A 21,046-nucleotide genomic window follows, 5' to 3' on the forward strand; every position below is an offset into this window, starting at 1 on the left:
CCGCAGCCCGGAGCGGAGAACCTCCGGGCGGCGGGACGGCCACCAAGAACAGCGACCGTCGCTACCGGTCGCCAAGGCGGGTCCGGCAAGACCCGTCCCAGTGAGATGGAGGAACCTCGTGGTGTTGAGAACCAGCCGCCTCGCATGTGCGACCTTAGCCGTCGCGGCGGCGACCGCGCTGGTCGCCGGATGCGCGACCGGAAGCGGCGGCAGCACGTCGGGAGCCAGCGGCAACACGCTGACGCTGTGGACGCACAACGCCGGCAACTCGGCCGAGCTCGACGTCGTGAAGAAGATCATCAAGGACTTCAACAGCTCGCAGAGCGAGTACGAGGTCAAGCTCCAGGCGTTCCCGCAGAGCAACTACAACGACTCCGTCGTGGCCGCCGCCTCGGCCCGCAAGCTGCCCTGCCTGCTCGACGTGGACGGCCCCAACGTGCCGAACTGGGCCTGGGGTGGCTACCTGGCCCCCATCGACGTCTCCGGCAGCGAGGTCCCGCTGTCCGGCCAATTGCCCAGCACGGTCGGCCGCTACAAGGACAAGGTCTACGCGTTCGGCTTCACCGACGTCTCCCTCACCTTCTTCGCCCGCAAGTCGGTGCTGAAGGCATACGGCATCCGCATCCCCACCATCGACAAGCCCTGGACGAAGGCCGAGTTCGACTCCGCGCTGGCCGAACTGAAGAAGAGCGGCAAGTTCCAGTACCCGCTGGAGATGGGCACGGGCAGCCTCGGCGAGTGGTACCCGTACGGATACTCACCGCAGCTGCAGAGCTTCGGCGGTGACCTGATCGACCGCGACGGCTACACAAGCGCCTCGGGCATCCTCGACGGCAAGGAGGCGGTGGAGTGGGCCACATGGTTCCGCTCGCTGGTCACCAAGGGCTACCTGTCGAAGAAGTCCGGAGCCGACCCCAACAAGGACTTCCTGGCCGGCAAGAGCGCCCTCCACTGGGACGGCAGCTGGAACGCGGCCAAGAACGCCGCGAAGCTCGGTGACGACCTGGCGATCATCCCGCCCGTCGACTTCGGCAACGGACCCAAGATCGGCGGCGCCTCCTGGCAATGGGCGATGAGCTCCACCTGCTCCAACAAGGACGGAGCGCAGGCGTGGCTGAAGTTCTCCCGCCAGAGCAAGTACTTCGTGGACTACGCCACGGCCACCGGCACGATCGCGGCCACCGACGCCGCCGCCGAGCAGGTCGACGGCTACCAACCGGGCGGGAAGTTCAGCGTGTTCGCCCAGTTCGCGCGCAAGTACGCGGTGGTGCGTCCGGTCACCCCGGCCTACCCGTACATCTCCACCGAGTTCCAGAAGGCGACCCAGGACATCCTGACCGGGGCCGACCCCAAGGACGCCTTGGGCCAGGCCGCGAAGGCCATCGACAACAACCTCGAGACGAACAACTACTACGCCGGCTGACCGCCCCGGTCCGGGCCCCGACTGCGCTTCCCTACGCGCCCGAACCGGACCGGCTCCCTCTGGAGCTACCGTGACCACCATGATCGCAGCCCTCGGCCGGCTGCGTACGGTCCGGCGAACCCGAAGGACGCACGCCCGCCGCCGTGAGAGCCTCACCGCCCTCGGCATGGCCACCCCGGCCGTGGTGCTGCTGATCGTCTTCGTCGTCGTACCGCTCGCCCTGACCTTCGCCTTGTCCTTCACCGACGCAAGGCTGATCTCGCCCACCCCGGCCCGGTTCGTCGGCCTGCGGAACTTCACCCAGCTCTTCCAGGACCCGGTCTTCTTCAAGTCCCTGCGCAACACGGCGTACTTCGCCGCCGTCGTCGTCCCGCTCCAGGCCGGGCTCGCCCTGGTGCTGGCCCTGCTGGTCAACGCGAAGGTGCGCGGCGTCAACTTCTTCCGCACCGTCTACTTCCTGCCGGTCGTCACCTCGATGGTGGTCGTGTCCCTGCTCTGGACCTTCCTCTACCGACAGGACGGCCTCGTCAACCACGTGCTCTCCGCGCTCACCCTCGGACACGTCGAGGGCCGGGACTGGCTGGGCGACCCGGCCACCGCGATGCCGGCCATCATCCTGATGTCGGTGTGGCAGGGCGTCGGCTTCCACATGATCATCTGGCTGGCCGGGCTCCAGACCATCCCCGCCGAGCTGTACGAGGCCGCCGACCTGGACGGGGCCACCCGCCGGCACCGCTTCCGCCATGTCACCTGGCCCGGACTGCGCCCCACCCGGACCTTCGTGCTGATCACCATCACCATCCAGGCACTCGGCCTCTTCACCCAGATCAACGTGATGACCCAGGGCGGCCCGCTCGACTCCACCACCACCGTCGTCCACCAGGCGATGCACACCGGCTACGAGCAGCAGCAGACCGCGTACGCGGCGGCCATCTCCCTGGTCTTCTTCGTGCTCGTGCTGGCCGTGTCCCTCGTCCAGCGCTTCCTGACCCGGGAGAAGGACTGACATGACCTCCTTCCTGAAGCACCTCGGCGGACACGCCGGCCGGGCCGTCCTGGCCCTGGTCTTCGCGCTCCCGCTCGTCTTCATGCTGGTCTCGTCGTTCAAGCCGGACGACCAGATCTTCGGCGACCTGGGCTCCCTGCGCGCCTTCCTGCCGGTCGGCGCCCTGTCGCTGGACAACTACACAGGTGTCTTCGAGCGGGTCCCGGCGACGCGGTTCCTGCTGAACTCCGTGCTCATCTCGTCGATCACCGTGGTGCTCGGCATCGTCGTCAACAGCCTGGCCGCATTCGCTCTCTCCCGGATGCGCTGGCCCGGCCGCAAGGCCCTCATGACCGCCGTCATCGCCACCCTCATCGTGCCGTTCGAGACCTTCGCCCTGCCGCTGGTGTGGTGGATCAACCAGCTGCCGCTGCTCCGGGTCAACGGCTTCCACCTGGAGTGGACCACCGGCTGGATGGACACCTACCAGGTGCAGATCCTGCCGTTGGTCGCCAACGCCTTCTCGATCTTCTTCTTCCACCAGTACTTCCAGAGCATCCCCAAGGAGATCGACGAGGCGGCGCGCGGACGGCGCGGGCTGGTTCACCATCTACCGCCGCATCGTCATGCCGCTGTCCGGCCCGGCTGTCGCAACCGTCGCCATCCTCACCTTCCTGCCCGCCTGGAACTCCTATCTGTGGCCGCTGACCACGGTCCCGACTTCTACGCACCGGCGCTGCTGCCGGCCCCCGACGGCCGGTGGCTGCTGTGGGGCTGGTCTTGGGAGGCCCGCGACCCGCAGTGGGTGCGTGAGGCCGGCTGGGCGGGGCTGCTGACACTGCCGCGTGAGGTGACACTCGGCCAGGACGGCTCCGTACGCCAGCGACCGGCTACGGAACTCCTCGCGCTGCGCGACGGACGCGCGGTGACGGCTTCCGGCGAGACCACCGGAACCGCTGTACTGGGCACGGTGAGCACGAGCTTCGATCTGACCGCCCGTCTCGAACTCCGCGCTCCGGGGACGGCAGGGGGACTACGGCTGGTGACCTCTGCCGATGGCACCGAGTACCTCGACATCAGAATCGACTCCGCCACCAGCGAGCTCGTCGTCGACCGGGGGCATGCCTCACTCGACCCGCGCACACGGCGGCACGTACCGTATCCCCTGCCCAGAAGCGAAGACGGCGTCCGGTGCCCCGATCGAACTGCGTCTGGTGGTGGACCGTTCCGTTGCCGAGTTCTACCTGCCGTCGGGCCAGACGCTGACCTTGCGGTTCTACCCCACCGGAGACAGCCCCTGGCGGATCGAAGCCCGCGCCGCAGGAGAGGGACACCTCGGTTACACGGTCGGCGCCTGGAATGTGCGGTCGTACACCATGCGATACGCGGCAGACGCGACCGCCCAGGCCGCATTCACGTAGATCGTCGCCCGCGAGGGCATCGATCGCCTGGATAGGGTTCTCAGAAGGTGCGCTCGGCCACTGTCATTCGTTGGGTGGCGTCCAGTGCGGCGCGCAGCCTGTCGGCCGGCAGTGGCGCGGCGGGGGGCTCGAGGATGTGCTCGGCCGACACGTTGGGGTCTGCGAGGTAGATCAGGGAAAGCCTGCGCGGGAACGCAGGGCTGCTTACGCGCTCCTGTGCCCGCGCAGGCGATCCGGTCCGCTCAAGGTGTGGCTACGAGTGAGTAGTCGTCGGTGTAGGACTGCAGCTGGGAGCTCTTGGCGCTGTAGAGGATCTTCGTCTCAGTGGAGGAAGAGTCGAGGACGACCTTGACGTCTAGGCTGGCCTTGATGTTGTTGGTGGCCAGGTAGTTACGGGCGCCGCCGGCGATGAGGATGAGCGTGGGGTCGGCCCCGGACGGGGTGATGTTCGCGGCCGGTACAGAGAAGGAGAACTGGTTACCGGTCACCGCATTGTCGCTGCCGTTGATGTGGACGAGGTCGTCGAAGCGGGTGCTGGTGCCGTCGCCGTGGACGCGGCGGAAGTGGTTGCCGGAGATCAGGTTCTCCGAGCTGCCGTTCGTCAGGGCGATCATGCTGGGGAAGTTGCTCAGCAGCTTGTTGGCGGAGATGTTGCAGCGGTTGGAGTTGATGAGGGTGATGTTGCAGGCCCACAGAATGGTGTTGCCGGAGATGAGGATGCCCTCGGCGTTCTCCGCGAAGACCGAGTAGCCCGCCCAGGCGCTGATCAGGTAGTTGTTGGTGATCTTGGCGACCTGCGAGGCGCCGGTGAGGGAGATGGAAGTGCCGCACTCGGCGACGAAGTTGTTGGTGAAGCTGCAGGCGTCCGCGCCCCGGACGACCATGGCCTGGGTGAGGTAGACGAAGCCCATTCCCTCGAAGCGGAACGAGTCGTTGTCCGACTGGACCGAGATGCCGATTTTGTGGTTGCCCTCCACTTAGGGCTTGGTGGACGCCACGCCGTCGATGCAGAAGTCCTGGAAGACGATGCCGTTGAGCCGGCCGACCTCGGCGGGCGCGCCGGAACGCTGGACGAGGAACGCCTCGTTGTTGCCGTCGGTGTGCTTGACCCGGATGTGGCTGGAGCCGGGCTGGACCTCGATCCACTTGCTGGTGTCGGAGGTGTCGTCGTGGATGGCGCGGGAGAGGAAGCCGTGTCCGGAGCCCTTGATCGTCAGGAAGCTGACGTCGATGACGACGCGGGTGAGCAGGTCGTAGTGGCCCGGCGGGATGTAGATGACGGCGCCGGGTCTGGTGTTCTGGGTCTTCTGCTTGGACTTGATGTCGGCGATGATCTCGTTGATCACCTTGCCGATGTCCTTGTGCGGGGAAACGCTGCCGTTGAAGGTGGTGACGTCGTAGACGGTGCGGGCCACAGGGTGTCCTTCCGGTTGGAGGTTGCTGCGCGGGGGAGTGGGGCCAGGTCAGAGGAGTCCGACGATCGAGGCGTACGACGGATGCGGGTCGGTCTTGGGCTCGGCCGACTCGCGGCGTTCCGGTACGGCAGCGGCGGCGGGCTGCAGTGGTGCGGCGGACAGGAACGCCACGGTGGTCAGGGCTGCGGCGCCTTTGAGCAGGGTGCGGCGGGACGGGGCGGATGGTTGGTCAGGGTGCATGACGGCTCCTAGCGAACCGGTGAGGTGGGTGTGCGTGGGGGTCAGCGGACGGCGCCTGCGGTCATGCCCGAGATGACCTGCTTCTGGAAGGCCGCGTAGATCGCCAGCTGCGGCAGCAGGACGAGGGTGGCGGACGCCATCATGGCGCCGTAGTTGACGCTGTAGACGCCCTGGAACTGGGAGACGCCGAGGGAGACGGTGGTCATGTTCGGGTCGTTGATGAGGGTGACCGCGAAGGGGAACTCGTTCCAGACGTAGATGACGTTGAGGATGGCGAGAGTGGCGATGACCGGCCGCATCAGCGGGAAGACGACCTTCCAGGCCATGCGCCACAGCCCGACCCCGTCCATCACGGCGGCCTGTTCGATCTCCTCGGGGAAGTCCCGCAGGAAGCCGGTCAGCAGCAGGATGTTGAAGGGGATCGTCACCGCGATGTACGGCAGGATCAGCGCGAAGTAGGTGCCGAACAGGCCGAAGGCGATGTCCAGCCGGTACACCGGGAACAGCAGGATGTAGACGGGGATGGCGAGCCCGGCCAGGAAGTAGAAGCGCAGGGTGTTCTGCGTGCGGCGCCGACCGCTGCGGAAGACCATGCGGGTGAGCGCGAATGCGGCCATGTAGGAGATGACCAGGCCGACCGTGACCGACACGACGGCCAGGATCAGGGTGTTCTTGTACATCACCAGCAGGTTCAGGGTCTCCAGCGCCTGCTGGTAGTTGGCCAGGGTGAGATTGCTCAGCGAGAACGGGTCGTTGAGGATGTTGTCACTGGTCTGGAACGACAACAGCATGATCCACAGCAGCGGGAAGAGGATCACGAAGGTGATCAGGTAGGCGACCGCCGAGACCACGATCCTGCCGCGGCTGCGGCGTCGCGGCCTGCTCGGAGTCTCGCCGGAAGCCGCCGGGGACGCGAGCGGCTTCTTGACCTCGGTATCGATGCTCAACGGACTTCTCCCTTACGGCGGTTGCCGAGGAACGTGGCCGCGGAGGCGAGCGTGCCGACCACGAACACCACCACCGCCAGGGCCATGCCGTAGCCGTACTGCTGGGTGGTGAAGGTGATGTGGTACATGTAGCTGACCATGACCTCGGAGAGGTGGACGGGACCGCCGCCGGTGAGGGCGTAGACGAGCTCGAAGACCTTGAAGACGCCGGTGACGACGAGCGCGGTGACGATGCCGAACGTCTCGCGCATCATCGGGATCTGGATGTGCCGCAGCTGCTGCCAGCGGCTGGCGCCGTCCAGGCTGCTGGCCTCCATCACGTCACGGGGCAGCATGCGCAGGCCGGCGTAGAAGATGGTCAGGACGAACCCGATCTGCTGCCACAGGTAGACGAAGCCGATCGAGTACGGGCTGAGGGTGGGGCCGCCGATCCACTGCGGGTGCGCGGGCACGCCGATCGCCAGCAGGAAGGCGTTCACCAGGCCGATCTTCGGGTCCAGGATGAAGATCCAGATCAGTCCGACGAGGATTGGCGCGATGATCGCGGGGGCGAAGACGAGCGCCCGCATCGCACCGCTGCCCTTCACCCGGCCGCTGAGCAGGATCGCGAGCAGGAAGCCCAGGGGGATCAGCAGGAACAGGGCGATGCCGAGGATGATCCCGGTGTTGCGCATCGAGGTCCAGAACGCGTCGTCCTGGCCCATCTGCTGGTAGTTGTCGAATCCGGCGAAGCCGTTGGCGGAGACGCCGTCGAAGTTGGTGAAGCTGTAGTAGAGCGAGTACAGGATCGGATAGATCATGTACAGGCTGTAGATGATCAGGGCCGGCGCGACCATGAGGGTGAAGTGCCGGCGCGTGGTGAGCCAGTTCATGCTGTTCCCGTCGTCCGGGCCCGCGCGCCGCCCCGTGCGGCACGCGGGCGCCGGCAGCGTGACTACTTGATGGTCTTCTGGACGTTCTTCACGGCCTCTTCGGGGCTGAGGCTGCCGCCCATCACGCCGTAGAAGCTGTCGTACATGGCGCTCGCGGTGGCCGCGGAGACGACCAGGTCGGGCTGGGCCTTCGGGCTCTTCCAGCCGGGCTTCGAGGCTTCGGCCAGGACGGCGGCGAAGACCGAGTTCTTTGCGGCATCGACGGCCGGCTCGTACGTCGTCACCGGCGGCTGGGCGTTGTCTACGAGGATCTTCTGGCCCGCGTCGCTGTAGTAGAACTGGATGAACGCCTTCACCGCGGCGTACTTCTTCTTGTCGTCCTTGACCTTGGCGCTGACGACGAACGGCGCCGAGGGCACGTTCATGACGAGCTTCTGCTCGCCGACCCCGTCGGAGAAGGTCGGCCCGGCCCAGAAGCCGGTGTCCTTGCCCACGGTGCTCTTCTGGATCTTGGCCGCCTCCCAGACACCCGCGTCCAGGAAGGCCGCCTTGCCGTCCGTGTATGAAGCGACGGCCTGGGCGTAGGTCTGCGTGTTCATGTTGGAGGGGAAGGCGCCGGCCTTCGCGAGCTCCTCCACGTGCTTGTACAGGCGCAGGAAGTCGGCGTTGTCGTAGCTCGCCTTGCCGGACAGGATGTCCTGGTACTTCGCCTCGTAGCCGAAGCGGTCGAGCATGGTCAGGAACGCCCACACGCTGAACGACGAGTTGTTCGCACCCTGCGCGATCGGCACCACGCCGGCCGCCTTCAGCTTCTTCACCGCGGCGAGCAGGTCCTCGAAGGTCTCGGGGACGGCGATCTTGTGCTCGTCCAGGATGGCCTTGTTGTAGTAGAAGCCCGTGACCAGCGCCTGGTACGGCAGGCCGTACTGGACGCCGTCCTGCTGGAAACCGGCGAGCATACTCGGGGCAAACTTCGCCTTGAGGCCGTTCTCAGCGAGGATCGGGCTCAGATCCAGCAGGTCGTCGCTCTTGACCATGGTCTTCGCGAGCGAGTCGTAGACCCAGAAGATCTCCGGCAGCGTGCCGCTCTGGGCGGCGATGGTCATGCGCTGCTCGTGCTGGTCGACCGGCTGGCCCTCCAGCTTGATCTTCATGTCGGGATTCTTCTTGTTGAACTCCTGCACCATCTGCCAGGTCGCCGGGTCCTGGGTCTTGCTGTCCGGGTTGTGCATGGACAGCGTGATCAGGCCGTCCGACGACGATCCGTCCGCCGTGTTCACTGCGGACCCGCAGGCCGTGGCGGTGACGAACAGGGCGCTCGCGGTGGCGGTGAGCAGGAGTCGGCGCGAGATGCCGGACGGCCGTCTCGACGTCGGGGTCGCGGGCTGAGGGGAGGTCGCCATGGTGCTGATGCCTTCCGGGAACTGGGTGGGGAGGCGGAACCGGCGTGGGGGTGGCAGGGCTCCGAGGAGATGTTCGGTATGGGTGCAGGCCGTCTGTTCCGGCATGGATGTCCGGTGTGCTCGAATGGTCGGCATCGGGGCGGTTCTGCGGCCGTTGACGCAAACGTTTCGATGAAAGGTGCCTCGCGAGTCCCGGCGTGTCAATACCGTGTGACAGAGAAGTTTCCAGGAGTGCGCTAGTCGCGCTGGCCGCAGCCATTGACGGTCCGCGTCACGGCGTGCGAAGGTCTGCGCAATCGTTTCGATGCGCTAGCGGTAACGGGAAACGAAGGGACGGCGAACCGGTCAACCACATGGACCGGTGGACCGTCTGGCGTTATGCAGTTACGGACTGGATCTCGGATCGGGTCCGACGACACAAGGAGGCGGCGAAGCAGCAGTGGCCACGATCTCCGACGTTGCACGGATGGCCGGCGTCTCCACGTCCACCGTGTCCCACGTCATCAACGGCACACGGCCGGTCCGCGACGAGACCCGCACCCGGATCGAGGACGCGATCCGGGCCACGGGCTACCGGCGGGACAGCCTTGCCCGCGCGCTGCGCCGCTCACGCACCGACTCCATCGGACTGATCCTCACGGACGTGGCCGAGCCGGCCTTCGCGGCGATGGCCCACGGTGTCGAGCGGGAGGCCATGGGCGCCGGCCTGACGGTGCTGCTGGCCAATTCCGGCGAGGACGCGGAGCTGGAGGCCCGGGCGCTGGAGGTGCTGGCCGAGCGGCGGGTCGACGGCCTGCTCATCGCGCCCGTTGCCCGGTCCCACCTGGAGGCCATCACCGCCGTGATCGACCAGGGCACTCCGGTCGTCCTGATCGACCGCCTCAACGGAGCCAAGGCCGACCAGGTGGGCGTCGAGAACACCGCACCCATGCGGGAGCTGGTGCTGCACCTGGTGGAACGGCACGGCCACCGGCGGATCGCCCTGGCCGCGGGCGACACCGCTGTGTCCACCATCTCCGAGCGGCGGCGCGGCTACCTCGAGGCGCTTTACGAGGCGGACATCGACGTCGACGAAACCCTGATCGTCACCGGCAGCGGACGGGCGGACGACACCGGCGAGCGCATGACGAGTGTCCTACGGCAGCAGCGGCCGTCGGCGGTGGTCGCCGCCGGCACCGAGACAGCGGTGGGCGTACTGGCGGCGGCGAAGGAACTGGGCCTGACCACGCCTGAGGACTTCGCCTTCGCCACCTTCGACGGCTTCCCGCACACCGATCTGTTCCGCCCCGGTATCACCGCGGTCGTCCAGCCCGCCCACGAGATCGGGGCCACGGCGATGGAGCTGCTGCTCAGTCGGATCGACGGCAGCCTCACGTCCCGCCCGCGCACCGTCCGCCTGGAGCCGGAGATCACCTACCGGGAGTCCTGCGGCTGCCCGGCCTGAACCACATCCACACCAGCAAGGGGGCGGCGAGAGAGGTCCAGTCTCTCGCCGCCCGAGTTCAGCGAACCATCACTGAAGGGGTCAGTTTCCCATGTCCTCGCACTCTCTCGAACACCTCACCCGTTCCACGCGGGCCCGCACCGCCCGTGTCTCCAGCTGGGACCAGCGCGGCCGCAACCAGGACTACTGGACGACCCCCGCCCACTCCAGCCGCGTCCTGGCCGACCTCGAAGGCCCCGGGCGCATCACCCACATCTGGATGACCCAGTTCTGCCGCCGCACCCTCGGCCCCGGCCTGATCGACCCGCTGGAGGCCGACACCGTGGCCCCGGTGATGGAGATCCACAACGCGCTCGGCGTGAACTGGGAGGAGCCGGACCCGGACTACTACCGCAAGGTCCTGATCCGCATCACCTGGGACGACGAGGAGGAGCCCGCCGTCCTCGTCCCGCTCGGCGACTTCTTCGGCATCGGCCACTGCATGCCCAACAGCTACCAGTCGGCCCTGTTCACCGTCTCCGCGAAGCCCGAGGAGTCGTTGATCTTCGGCGGCAGCGCGGCCCTGAACTGCTGGGCGCCGATGCCGTTCAACAAGCGCGCCCGGATCGAGCTGGTCAACGAGAACGACCTGCCGATCCAGCAGTACTTCTACATCGACTATGAGCTGTTCCCCGATGACCTGCCCGAGGACACCCTCTACTTCCACGCCCGCTGGAACCGCAACAACCCCTGCAACGGCTGGGCCCCCGACATCCAGACCAACAGCCCCGAGGTCAACATCGTCGACGTGACGGGCGAGGACAACTACGTCATCCTCGACACCGAGGGCAAGGGCCACTACGTCGGCTGCAACCTCTCCGTCCACCACCGCCAGGGCAGCTGGTGGGGCGAGGGCAACGACATGATCTGGATCGACGACGACTTCCTGCCCGACGGCTCCACCAGCTGGCCGCCCTCCCTGCACGGGACCGGCACCGAGGACTACTTCAACCACGCGTGGGGGATGCAGAAGAACGCCTACCTCTACCACGGCGCCATCCTCCACGAGGCCGACGTCCCCGGCTACTCGGTCAACTACCGCTTCCACGTGGCTGATCCGGTCCGCTTCGAGGAGCGGATCAAGGTTTCGATCGAGCACGGCCACGGCAACCACCTCGCCGACGACTGGGCCTCGACCGCCTACTGGTACCAGACACTGCCGTCCCCCAAGGCCACCATCCTGCCGCTGGAGCAGCGCCTGCCCGTCCGCCCGGCCGGACAGCCGATGCCGGTTCCGGCCTCTCGTTCAGGAGCCGTCGCCGAGGAGATCGCGGTGATGCGCGAGCGGTACCAGGCCCGCTTCGAGCGCCACATGGAGCACCTCGCCGAGCGGACCCGGCAGCGTGGCGAGCGCTCGCTCCAGGAGTCCGAGGCCAACATCAAGCAGGCCGCGGCCGTGCGCCGCCGTTATGACGAGCGCACCGATGACTGAGACCCAGGCGGCGGTATCGCTCGACACGCACTTCCCGGCCGTCCATCTCCGACCGCCGGCGCACTGGATCAACGATCCCAACGGCCTGGTCTTCCACGACGGCCACTACCACGTGTTCTTCCAGTACAACCCGCACAGCGCCCGCCATGCCGACATGCACTGGGGCCACTTCCGCAGCCCGGACCTCATCCACTGGGAGCTCCTGCCGGTGGCCCTGGCGCCGACCCCTGGCGGTGACGACGAGGGCGGCGTCTGGTCGGGCAACGCCGTTTCGCACGACGGCCACCTGACCGCCTTCTACTCGGCTCGCCATCCCGGCCGTTGGCACCAGCCGGTGACCTCGGCGGTGTCGTACGACGGCGGTACGACCTTCACCAAGCGCGGCCGGCTGCTGATCCCAGAAGCGCCTGAGGGTACGACGATGTTCCGCGACCCCTATGTGTGGCGGGACGGCGACAGGTGGCGGATGCTCGTCGGCGCCGCCCTCGCCGACGGCCGGGGAGCGGCCGTGGAGTACACCTCCGACGACCTCGACGAGTGGTCGTACCAGGGCGTCTTCCTCGCCCGCCCCGCCCAGCCCTTGCCCGACGGGCGCAACACCGAAGAAGGCTGGGAGTGCGCGCAGTACGCCGCCTTCCCCGACGGCACCGGGGCCGTCCTCGCCAGCGCCTGGGACCCCCAGGAGGGTGCCAGCTGCACGGTCTACTGGCCGGGCCGCGAGGAGGACGGCGTATTCCGCGCCACGGCGCCCCGGCTCCTCGACCACGGGCCGGACTTCTACGCCCCCGCCCTGCTCCGGGCTCCCGATGGCCGCTGGTTGATGTGGGCCTGGATCTGGGAAGCCCGGGACGAGGAACGCGTGGGCGCCCCCAGTACCTGGACCGACGAGGCCGGCTGGGCGGGCATACTGTCGCTGCCCCGCGAACTGGAGCCGGGCGCGGACGGCGGGCTGGTCCAGAGCCCGGCCCGAGAACTGCTCTCCCTGCGGGGCGAACACCGGATCTCTGCCACCGGCCAGGCGAACGCAGAGCAGCCGGTGGACCTCGGCGAGATCTCCCGGGCGACCGACCTGACGGTGAGCATGGAGCCCGGCGCGCGGCTACGGCTGCTGACCTCCGAGGACGGGGCCGAGTACCTCGACATCGTCCACCACCTGGTCAGCGGCAGGCTGGTCGTCGACCGTGACCACGCCTCGCTCGACCCCCGGGCGAAGGGCGGCCGCTGGCACCTCCCGCCGGAAGGGCGGACCGCGAACCTGCGGATCCTGCTGGACCACTCGGTCGCCGAGATCTTCACCGCGTCCGGCCGCACCCTGACCGTGCGCCTCTACCCCACCGGTGACGGTCCCTGGCGGGTACAGATGAGCGGCGTGGGCGCGGAGTCGGCTGCGTACGCGGTCGAAGCATGGGATCTGACCCCCGTAAGCGGGCAGCCTCTGGCCTGACACGACTCACGGACGGCCGCAGGAGCGAGGCGGCCGTGTCGAGGGCGACCAGGCTCCGGCGCGGTCTGCTGGGCGAGGTCGCGCCGGACGCGGTGAGCAAGGGGGTATCGGCGGCGACCAGCCGCAGAACCCCCTTCTCGGCGGCGGCAGCGCAGAAGCGTGTGCGAACCGGCCAGTGAGCCGGCGCACCAAGCCACCGGTCCAGCGACCTCCGCCAGCCCGTACCCACCGGACGATCAGCAGACAACCAGCACCGACCGCACGTCCCACGCGGCCCTCGGCAGCCCGTGCGCGGCACCCGTGGCTTTCCCAGAGAGGCAGACCCTCACCATGGCCAGACCCGCATCCTCCGGCACGGTCACCGTCGTCGGCGAGTGCGTCGCCGACGCCTTCACCGACCCCACCCGATCCGGTTGCGACGAACTCAGCCTGCGCGTCCTGCCCGGCGGCGGCCCCGCCAACACCGCCGTCGCGCTCGCCCGGCTCGGCACGCCCACCCGCTTCCGCGCCCGCCTCTCCCAGGACGCCTTCGGAACCCTCTTCCGTCGCCGCCTCACTGACTCCGGCGTCGACCTGAGCGGCAGCGTGACCACCCCCGAGCCCAGCACGCTCGCCATCGCCACCCTCGACGACACCGGCCAGGCGGCCTACACCTTCTACGCTGACAACACCGCCGACTGGCAGTGGGCCGCCGACGAGCTCGCCGCCAACGCTCACGACGACACCGTCTGCCTGCACACCGGTTCGCTGGCGCTGATCCGTGAACCCGGCGGCAGCCGAATCGAGGACCACCTCGCCACCGCGGGCGAGCGCGTCACCGTGTCCATCGACCCGAACGTCCGCCCCCTGCTCGTGCCGCCCGCCGTCTACCGCGAGCGCATTTCCCGCTGGTGCGCCCTGGCCGACATCCTCCGCCTCAGCGAGGACGACCTCGCCCTGCTCCTCCCCGGCGCCGGCCCCGAGCAGGCGTGCGACACCTGGCACGCCGCCGGCGTGCGGCTCGTGGTCATCACCCTCGGCGAACGCGGCGCCCTCGCGTCCCTCGACGGCCACCGCGTCACCGTGCCCGCTCCGCCCGTCGACGTCGTCGACACCGTCGGCGCGGGCGACTCCTTCACCGCCGGCCTGCTCCACCGCCTCGCAGCCCTCGGACACCTCGGCGGACGACTCGACGGGCTGAGCATCGCGGACCTCACCGACGCCTGCACCTTCGCTGCCCGCGTCGCCGCCCTGACCTGCTCCGTCCCCGGCGCGAACCCTCCCCGCACGGTCCCGGCTTTCTTGGAGCCCGAGGCCGAACGACTCATGCCGCACGCCTGAACTCGCGTACGCGCCCCCGGCGACAACTGCCGCCGGGTATCAGGCGGTTCGGGTAGTGAACTCGGCCAGGAGTGCGGTGACGACCCGATCTGTCACGGCCGTCATGTCGACGGACTCGGGGGCGAGCAGCCACTGGACCTGGAGGCCGTCCATGACGGCGATGATCGCCGTGGCAGCCTCTTCGAGGTTGAGGTCGGGGCGTGTCTCACCGAGTTCGGATGCTTCGGCGAGGGCTTCGGTGACCATGACGCGCAGGCCGGCGTAGCGGTCGCGGAAGTAGCCCTGCGCGGGGTGTCCCTCGGTGACGCTTTCCGCCGAGAGCACGGCGTAGAGGCGGACGATGCCTTCGCGTTCGGTGTTGCGGCGGACGGTGTCGACGAGGTGGCGCAGGAAGGCCAGGCCCTGAGGGCGGTCGGGGCCGAGCTGGTCGATGTCGGTGGCGTCACGCAGGTCCAGGACGCTGGTGAGCAGCTGGGCCTTGGAGCGGAAGTAGTGCAGGACGCCGGCCTGGGTGACTCCGGCCCGGTCGGCGATCTCCTGCAGGGAGGCGTTGTTGTAGCCGCGTGCGGCGAAGGTGTCCATGGCGATCCGCAGGATTTCCTGCCGTCGCTGCTGGGCTTTGAGGCTCTTCCCCGTACGAGGCTGCGGCTTCCCGTTCGGCGTGCTCTCGCTCATCGTGTGGAGTCTACGGGGCTCTCGATCAGTGGTCACGGTCCGATCAAACAGGGGAAAGAACTTCGGCACAAGAACTTACTAAGTACTTAGTAAGTGTGCTTTCCTGCTCCCGTTCCGCCCGCTTCGTGCCGCACCGCGGCCTGGAAGGACGAGCATGAGCCGCCCTGCCCTCCCTGATGACACCGAACTCCGTGACCGCGTCCGCGGCCTGGACCTGGACTCCAAGATCCGCCTCCTGACCGGCGCCGACCTGTGGAGACTCCCGGCCGAGCCCCGGCTCGGGCTGTCCGCGGTGACGATGTCCGACGGCCCGCAAGGCGTGCGGGGGACCGGCGGCGACCCTGACGAGACCGGGCTGCTGGCCCCCGCACCGAGTGCGCTGGCGGCGACCTGGGACACCGAACTCGCCGAGCGGCTGGGGGAGCTGTTCGCCGTCGAGGCCCGCCGCAAGGGCGTCGACGTGGTGCTGGCGCCGGTGGTCAACCTCCAGCGCACCCCGGTCGCCGGGCGGCACTTCGAGTACTTCTCCGAGGACCCGCTGCTCACCGGCACCCTGGCCGCCGCCGTCGTACGCGGCCTGCAGAGCCGGGGTGTGGGCGCCTGTCTGAAGCACTTCGTAGCCAACGACTCCGAGACCGACCGCACCGAGTACCGCGCCCGGCTGGACGAGCGGACGCTGCGGGAGGTCTACCTCGCTCCCTTCGAGCAGGTCCTCTCCGAAGCCGAGCCGTGGAGTGTGATGGCCGCGTACTCGGGCCTGGACGACGGGACCGTGGCGGCGCCGATGACCGAGAACGCACGGCTGCTGCGCGAGGTGCTGAAGGGTGAGTGGGGTTTCTCCGGGCCCGTGGTCAGCGACTGGGCCGCGACCCGGTCCACCACGGCCTCCGCGGTCGGCGGTCTGGATCTTGTGATGCCCGGTCCCGACGGCCCGTGGGGTGACGCCCTCGCGGCGGCGGTGCGCGCGGGCGACGTGGCCGAGGAGACCGTCGACGACAAGGTGCTGCGGCTGCTGCGCCTGGCCCGGCACGTCGGTGCGCTCGACGAGCCGGAGCCGGCCACCGTCTCGGCGGAGCCCGCTGCGGAGGAGTACCAACTGCTGCGCGAGGTCGCCGCCAGCGGCACAGTACTGCTCCGCAACGAGGCCGACCTGGTGCCACTGACGCCGGACGGCATCCGCAGTGTCGCCCTGATCGGCCCCAACGCCGTAGCTCCGTACCTCCAGGGCGGCGGCAGCGCGTTCGTCCCGGCGGTGCGCACGGTGTCGTACGAGGAGGGGCTGCGCGCCGCACTCCCCGAGGACGTCCGGCTGACCGTGCACCGTGGCGGCGATGCCCGCCTGCGTCTGCCGCACGCCTCCGCCGAGCTGCCCACCGATCCCGACACCGGCGCGGCGGGCGTACGCGCCGACCACCTGGACGCCGGGGGCGACCTCATCGCAAGCGAGGTCCGCGCCACCGGGGACTGGACCATGTACGACGGCTTCGCCCCGGAAACCCACCGGGTGCTACTGCGCACGGTGCTGACTCTCACCGAACCGGGGACGCACCGCCTGGAGTTCGGCTGTGCGGGGCGCTTCAGCGTGACCATCGACGGCGACGAGGTCCTGGCCGGGGACGACGACCGGGGTGTGGAGCTGGTGCTGGAGTCCAGCCACAACCATCCGCCGCAGCGGGGGATCGACATCGAGGTGGGTCCGGAAGGGCGCAGACTCGCGCTCGCCCTGGACCTCACCGTCGTCGAAGCCGGTGGGTACGGTCGCTTCGTCACCGGCCAGGTCCGGCACGCACCGCCCGGTCCGACGCCGTACGAGGAGATCGCCGAAGCCGCCGCCGCGGCCCAGGCGGCCGACGTGGCCGTGGTTGTGGTGGGCACCAACGAGGAGGTGGAGTCCGAGGGCTGGGACCGCACCGGCCTCGATCTGCCCGGCCACCAGAACGACCTGGTCCGCAAGGTGATCGCCGCCAACCCGCGCACCATCGTGGTCGTCAACGCCGGCGCCCCCGTGCTGCTGCCCTGGGCCGACGAGGCTCCCGCCCTGCTGTGGTCATGGCTGCCGGGCCAGGAGGCCGGACACGCCCTGGCCGACGTACTGCTGGGTCGTACCGAGCCGGCGGGTCGCCTGCCGTGGACACTGCCCGCCCGTACCGAGGACGTCCCCGTCCCCGACGCCCGCCCTCGCCACGGCATCGTGGACTACAGCGAGGGCGTCCACGTCGGTCACCGGGCCTGGGACCGGGCGGGGCTCGTCCCGGCCTTCCCGTTCGGCCACGGTCTGGGCTGGAGCCAGTGGACGTACGAGTCCGTGTCCCTCTCCTCGACTCCCGTCTCCGCCGATCTGCCCTGCCCCGCGGGCGGAGACGGGCTCAGCCTGACCGTGGAACTGACCAACACCGGCCCCCGGGTCGGCCGTGAGGTCGTCCAGGTCTACCTGGAGCCTCCGCAGGACGGTACCGACCGGCCGGTGCGCCTGCTCGCCGGGTTCGCCACGGTCCAGGCGGAACCGGCCGCCCGCGTCACCGCCGAAATGTGCGTGCCTGCCCGCGTCTTCCGGATCTGGGACAGCGAGGCGAGCGCGTGGCGTACTCCGCCCGGCCGCTACCGCCTGCACGTCGGACGCTCCAGCCGTGATCCACATCTCACCGCCGAGGTCACCGTCGACGACGGCCGCCTGCACCCCGCAGTCTGAGCCTCCCGGCTCGCCCGTCCCTTTCGCCCCACGCGCCCCGTCCGCGCGACCGCAAGGAGCCGCAACCATGCGCACCACACGTCCCACCACCAGAACCCTCCAGATAGCCTGCGCCACCGTCGTGGCGGCCCTGCTGGCCACCGGCTGCGGCCGCAGCGATGACTCCTCGGCCGCCGACAACGCTCCGGCGAAGATCAGCAGCGGCAAGGCCAAGGGCAAGCTGGTCATGTGGTCCATGGGCGACAAGGCCGACAAGGATCTGCAGAGCCTGGCGAAGAAGTTCGAGCAGCAGAACCCGGACGTGACGGTGCAGATCACCGCGGTGCCGTGGGACGCCGCGCACGAGAAGCTGACCACCGCGATCGCCGGTGGCAACACCCCGGACATGTCCTTGATCGGCTCCACCTGGATGGCCGAGATGGCCTCCATGAAGGGCTTCCAGGCCACCCCGGCCTCGTTCAAGGAGTCCGCGTTCTTCCCTGGCCAGTGGGACACCACGAAGTACAAGGACACGTCCTACGGTGTCCCGTTCATCGCGGACACGTCGGTGATCTACTACCGGACCGACATCACCACCAAGGCCGGCATCAAGGGCGCTCCCGCCGGTGACTGGGACGGTTACCTCAAGGACCTCAAGACCATCCAGGCCACCGCGGGCAAGCAGAACGCCAAGCTGCGTAACGCCACTCAGCTGCAGGTCGGCTTCAACTCCTGGCTGTTCTGGCTGCCGATGGTGTGGCAGCAGGGCGGTGACATCTACGACGCCGACGCGAAGAAGTTCACGTTCGACTCGCCCGAGGTCACCAAGGCGCTGGAGTACTACAGCGGCTTCTTCAAGGACAAGCTGACGCCGAACGACAAGACCGACGCCCGCCAGAACCTCCAGAACGGGCTGATCTGCACCGTGCAGCAGGGCCCCAGCACCGGCGGCGACCTGCACAAGAACGCGCCCGAGTTGGACAGCAAGTGGCAGACTATGCCGCTGCCCAAGGGCACACAGGCGGCCGGCCTGGCCGGCGGCAGTGACCTGGCGGTCTTCAAGGACGCCGACAACGCCGACGCGGCCTGGAAGTTCGTCCGGTTCCTCACCGAGCCGAAGAACCTGGCCGAGTACGCGGACGCCTCCGGCAACCTTCCCGCCGCCGTCGACTCCTGGTCGGAGGGCGACCTCGCCAAGAACCCGAAGATGGCCGCCTTCGAGACCCAGCTGAAGGTCACCAAGGCGCCCCCGGCGATCACCACCTGGCAGCAGATCGCCGACGCCATCGACTCCGAGCTGGAGAAGCTCGCCTACGGCAAGGCCACCGTCGCCGACGTGCAGAAGACCCTGCAGTCCAAGGCCACCAGCATCGGCACCGGCCGCTGAAGCGCCGCTGCATCCCTCGTACGGACGGATGACAACCATGCCCACCAGCACCATTACCGGGCAGGGCACCCGGAAGTGGGCCGCCGCCGGCAAGCAACCGGCGGCCGCTCCTACGCCGCGACGGAGCTCCGCACGGGGTCGGCAGGCCCGCGCCGCGTGGGTTCTCGCCGCCCCGTTCCTCGCCCTGTTCTTCTCCTTCATGCTGCTGCCGGTCGTCTGGTCGACGCTGATGAGCCTGACCGACACCAAGAGCGCCGACCTGCGCACCCCGCTGAACGTGTCGTTCGTCGGCTTCGACAACTACGTACGGCTCTTCGAGGACCCGCAGTTCTTCACCGCTCTGCGCAACACGGCCGTGTTCGTCCTGGCGGCCCTGCCCCTGACGCTGGCTGCCGGGCTCGCCGCGGCGGTCGCCCTCGACAGCGGTATCCGTCGCTTCAGGGCCGTCTTCCGGGTCGGGTTCTACCTGCCGGTGATCACCAGCATCGTCGCCGTCGCCGTGGTGTGGAAAACCCTCCTCGAACCCCACACAGGCCTGGTGAACACCGTCCTCGCCTGGTTCGGGATCGACGGCCCGGCCTGGCTGGCCGACACCCGCTTCGCCCTGCCCGTCATGATCGTGATGGCCGTATGGCGCAACCTCGGCACGGTCATGATCATCATGCTGGCGGGCCTGCAGTCCGTGCCCCAGTCCCTGATGGAGGCCGCCGAACTCGACGGCGCCGGAGCCTGGCAGCGGTTCTGGCGGGTCACCTTCCCCCTCCTGCGCCCCGCCCTCCTCCTCACCGCCGTCACCACCGGCATCGGCTACCTGCAGTTCTTCGACGAGCCGTTCGTCATGACCGACGGCGGACCGCTCGACTCGACCCTGTCGACCACCCTGTACGCCTACAAGCAGTTCGGCAACGGCAACTACGACGTCGCCTCGGCGGCCGGCTACGTCGTCTTCGTCCTCATCATCGCTCTCACCGCGCTGCAATTCCGCATGCTGCGGGACAAGGACTGATGCCCCATGAGCGCCCTCACCGCAGCTCACGACAAGGTCCTCCGACGCCGCCGCATCCGGCAGGAATGGGGCCGGCCCTGGCTCTACCTGCCGCTCAGCGGCCTCCTGCTGCTGATGGTCACGCCGTTCCTGTGGATGCTGTCCGGGGCGTTCAAGCCCGAGGCCGACATCCGCAAGATCCCGCCCGACCTGATCCCCACCGGCCCCACGCTCACGAACTTCCAGGAACTGTTCAGCAGCCTGGACTTCACGAGGATGTTCGCCAACTCCGTGATCGTGGCCCTCGCCGTCACCGCCGGGAACCTCATCTTCTGCTCGATGCTCGGCTACGCCCTGGCCAAGCTCGAATTCCGCGGACAGCGCGCCGTGTTCACCGTGGTCATCGCCACCCTCATGGTCCCGGGCCTGGTCACCTTCGTACCGCTGTACGTGCTGGTGGCCAACATGAAGCTGACCGGCTCCCTGCTCGGGCTGATCCTGCCGTTCCTCGCCACCCCCTTCGGGGTGTTCCTGATGCGGCAGTTCATCTCCACCCTGCCCGACGAACTGATCGACGCCGCCCGCGTCGACGGCTGCCGCGAACTGGCCGTCTTCTGGAAGATCATCCTGCCGCTGACCAAACCGGCCCTTGCCACTCTGGGAATCATCACCTTCCTCGGCTCCTGGAACAACTTCCTCTGGCCCCTGGTCGTGGCCCAGAACGAGAGCCAGTACACCCTCCCCGTCGGCCTCGCCCTGGCCAGCAGCGGACAGGACTTCACCCGCTTCGGCATCCTCCTCGCCGGCGCCGTCGTCGTCCTCCTCCCGGTGACCATCGTCTTCCTGCTCTTCCAGCGCCACTTCGTCGCCGGTATCGCGACCACCGGCCTGAAGTGACCCATGGCTCCGGCGCCCTTCCTCCGCCTCCCGCGCGCCGGATTCGCAC

The 21,046-nt window shown here is 68.6% G+C and carries 18 protein-coding genes; 11 read left to right on the forward strand and 7 right to left on the reverse strand.

The genetic code is table 11. The features are described from left to right. The first annotated feature begins 118 nt into the window (after window positions 1–118). From ACZ5TL_RS27070 to ACZ5TL_RS27080, 3 genes are all read left to right on the forward strand, one after another. Complete coding sequence (locus ACZ5TL_RS27070; protein WP_468592975.1) at window positions 119–1,423, forward strand: ABC transporter substrate-binding protein; 1,305 nt, start codon at window positions 119–121, stop codon at window positions 1,421–1,423. Window positions 1,424–1,502: 79 nt separating this feature from the next. After that, a complete protein-coding gene (locus ACZ5TL_RS27075; RefSeq protein ID WP_468593013.1) occupies window positions 1,503–2,429 on the forward strand; it encodes a carbohydrate ABC transporter permease in 927 nt (308 codons plus the stop codon). A 1-nt stretch (window position 2,430) separates the two neighbouring features. Then, entirely contained in the window at window positions 2,431–3,864 is a 1,434-nt protein-coding gene (locus ACZ5TL_RS27080) for a carbohydrate ABC transporter permease (RefSeq protein WP_468592976.1), read from the forward strand. A gap of 207 nt (window positions 3,865–4,071) precedes the next feature. Here the strand turns inward: ACZ5TL_RS27080 and ACZ5TL_RS27085 are convergent, their stop codons facing one another. From ACZ5TL_RS27085 to ACZ5TL_RS27110, 6 genes are all read right to left on the reverse strand, one after another. Further along, window positions 4,072–4,806, reverse strand: a complete 735-nt coding sequence (locus ACZ5TL_RS27085) for a NosD domain-containing protein (RefSeq protein ID WP_468592977.1) — start codon at window positions 4,804–4,806, stop codon at window positions 4,072–4,074. After that, window positions 4,807–5,244, reverse strand: coding sequence for a hypothetical protein (locus tag ACZ5TL_RS27090; protein WP_468592978.1), 438 nt, complete (start codon window positions 5,242–5,244; stop codon window positions 4,807–4,809). Between the two features lie 48 nt (window positions 5,245–5,292). Further along, window positions 5,293–5,484, reverse strand: a complete 192-nt coding sequence (locus ACZ5TL_RS27095; protein ID WP_468592979.1) for a hypothetical protein — start codon at window positions 5,482–5,484, stop codon at window positions 5,293–5,295. Window positions 5,485–5,525: 41 nt separating this feature from the next. Further along, window positions 5,526–6,431, reverse strand: a complete 906-nt coding sequence (locus tag ACZ5TL_RS27100) for a carbohydrate ABC transporter permease (RefSeq protein WP_468592981.1) — start codon at window positions 6,429–6,431, stop codon at window positions 5,526–5,528. Next, window positions 6,428–7,303: a carbohydrate ABC transporter permease gene (locus ACZ5TL_RS27105; protein ID WP_468592983.1), complete on the reverse strand. Its 876-nt coding sequence runs from the start codon at window positions 7,301–7,303 to the stop codon at window positions 6,428–6,430. Before ACZ5TL_RS27105 ends, ACZ5TL_RS27100 begins: the two co-directional genes overlap by 4 nt. 62 nt (window positions 7,304–7,365) lie before the next feature. After that, complete coding sequence (locus ACZ5TL_RS27110) at window positions 7,366–8,706, reverse strand: ABC transporter substrate-binding protein (RefSeq protein WP_468592984.1); 1,341 nt, start codon at window positions 8,704–8,706, stop codon at window positions 7,366–7,368. Window positions 8,707–9,145: 439 nt separating this feature from the next. On the opposite strand from ACZ5TL_RS27110, the gene ACZ5TL_RS27115 reads away from it, so the two are divergent. From ACZ5TL_RS27115 to ACZ5TL_RS27130, 4 genes are all read left to right on the forward strand, one after another. Next, the gene (locus ACZ5TL_RS27115) at window positions 9,146–10,150 is read left to right on the forward strand and encodes a LacI family DNA-binding transcriptional regulator (protein WP_468592986.1); all 1,005 of its coding nucleotides are present in this window, start codon (window positions 9,146–9,148) and stop codon (window positions 10,148–10,150) included. Window positions 10,151–10,241: 91 nt separating this feature from the next. Continuing rightward, on the forward strand, window positions 10,242–11,621 hold the full coding sequence (locus tag ACZ5TL_RS27120) for a glycoside hydrolase family 172 protein (protein ID WP_468592987.1): 1,380 nt from the start codon (window positions 10,242–10,244) through the stop codon (window positions 11,619–11,621). Beyond that, window positions 11,614–13,065, forward strand: coding sequence for a glycoside hydrolase family 32 protein (locus ACZ5TL_RS27125; protein ID WP_468592988.1), 1,452 nt, complete (start codon window positions 11,614–11,616; stop codon window positions 13,063–13,065). Before ACZ5TL_RS27120 ends, ACZ5TL_RS27125 begins: the two co-directional genes overlap by 8 nt. Window positions 13,066–13,395: 330 nt before the next feature. Beyond that, complete coding sequence (locus ACZ5TL_RS27130; RefSeq protein ID WP_468592989.1) at window positions 13,396–14,385, forward strand: carbohydrate kinase family protein; 990 nt, start codon at window positions 13,396–13,398, stop codon at window positions 14,383–14,385. Window positions 14,386–14,424: 39 nt separating this feature from the next. Here ACZ5TL_RS27130 and ACZ5TL_RS27135 read toward each other — a convergent pair whose 3' ends face one another. Then, a complete protein-coding gene (locus ACZ5TL_RS27135) occupies window positions 14,425–15,060 on the reverse strand; it encodes a TetR/AcrR family transcriptional regulator (protein WP_468592990.1) in 636 nt (211 codons plus the stop codon). Between the two features lie 154 nt (window positions 15,061–15,214). Between ACZ5TL_RS27135 and ACZ5TL_RS27140 the strand changes: the two genes are divergently transcribed. The 4 genes from ACZ5TL_RS27140 to ACZ5TL_RS27155 all read left to right on the forward strand — a co-directional run bounded on the left by ACZ5TL_RS27140 (window position 15,215) and on the right by ACZ5TL_RS27155 (window position 20,997). After that, window positions 15,215–17,749, forward strand: coding sequence for a beta-glucosidase (locus tag ACZ5TL_RS27140; RefSeq protein ID WP_468592992.1), 2,535 nt, complete (start codon window positions 15,215–15,217; stop codon window positions 17,747–17,749). A 67-nt stretch (window positions 17,750–17,816) separates the two neighbouring features. Further along, a complete protein-coding gene (locus ACZ5TL_RS27145; RefSeq protein WP_468592994.1) occupies window positions 17,817–19,115 on the forward strand; it encodes an extracellular solute-binding protein in 1,299 nt (432 codons plus the stop codon). Window positions 19,116–19,152: 37 nt separating this feature from the next. Continuing rightward, complete coding sequence (locus ACZ5TL_RS27150) at window positions 19,153–20,121, forward strand: carbohydrate ABC transporter permease (RefSeq protein WP_468592996.1); 969 nt, start codon at window positions 19,153–19,155, stop codon at window positions 20,119–20,121. A gap of 6 nt (window positions 20,122–20,127) precedes the next feature. Continuing rightward, window positions 20,128–20,997, forward strand: a complete 870-nt coding sequence (locus ACZ5TL_RS27155; protein ID WP_468592997.1) for a carbohydrate ABC transporter permease — start codon at window positions 20,128–20,130, stop codon at window positions 20,995–20,997. The last annotated feature ends 49 nt before the right edge of the window (window positions 20,998–21,046 follow it).

Source organism: Streptomyces sp. NPDC033136 (assembly GCF_055578235.1).

What these genes read in the sequence shown, in the direction of transcription:
- ACZ5TL_RS27075 (WP_468593013.1), top strand. Translation starts at nt 1,503, where the DNA reads ATGATCGCAGCCCTCGGCCGGCTGCGTACGGTCCGGCGAACCCGAAGG.
- ACZ5TL_RS27080 (WP_468592976.1), top strand. Translation starts at nt 2,431, where the DNA reads ATGACCTCCTTCCTGAAGCACCTCGGCGGACACGCCGGCCGGGCCGTC.
- ACZ5TL_RS27095 (WP_468592979.1), bottom strand. Translation starts at nt 5,484, where the DNA reads ATGCACCCTGACCAACCATCCGCCCCGTCCCGCCGCACCCTGCTCAAA.
- ACZ5TL_RS27105 (WP_468592983.1), bottom strand. Translation starts at nt 7,303, where the DNA reads ATGAACTGGCTCACCACGCGCCGGCACTTCACCCTCATGGTCGCGCCG.
- ACZ5TL_RS27110 (WP_468592984.1), bottom strand. Translation starts at nt 8,706, where the DNA reads ATGGCGACCTCCCCTCAGCCCGCGACCCCGACGTCGAGACGGCCGTCC.
- ACZ5TL_RS27120 (WP_468592987.1), top strand. Translation starts at nt 10,242, where the DNA reads ATGTCCTCGCACTCTCTCGAACACCTCACCCGTTCCACGCGGGCCCGC.
- ACZ5TL_RS27125 (WP_468592988.1), top strand. Translation starts at nt 11,614, where the DNA reads ATGACTGAGACCCAGGCGGCGGTATCGCTCGACACGCACTTCCCGGCC.
- ACZ5TL_RS27130 (WP_468592989.1), top strand. Translation starts at nt 13,396, where the DNA reads ATGGCCAGACCCGCATCCTCCGGCACGGTCACCGTCGTCGGCGAGTGC.
- ACZ5TL_RS27135 (WP_468592990.1), bottom strand. Translation starts at nt 15,060, where the DNA reads ATGAGCGAGAGCACGCCGAACGGGAAGCCGCAGCCTCGTACGGGGAAG.
- ACZ5TL_RS27140 (WP_468592992.1), top strand. Translation starts at nt 15,215, where the DNA reads ATGAGCCGCCCTGCCCTCCCTGATGACACCGAACTCCGTGACCGCGTC.
- ACZ5TL_RS27145 (WP_468592994.1), top strand. Translation starts at nt 17,817, where the DNA reads ATGCGCACCACACGTCCCACCACCAGAACCCTCCAGATAGCCTGCGCC.
- ACZ5TL_RS27150 (WP_468592996.1), top strand. Translation starts at nt 19,153, where the DNA reads ATGCCCACCAGCACCATTACCGGGCAGGGCACCCGGAAGTGGGCCGCC.
- ACZ5TL_RS27155 (WP_468592997.1), top strand. Translation starts at nt 20,128, where the DNA reads ATGAGCGCCCTCACCGCAGCTCACGACAAGGTCCTCCGACGCCGCCGC.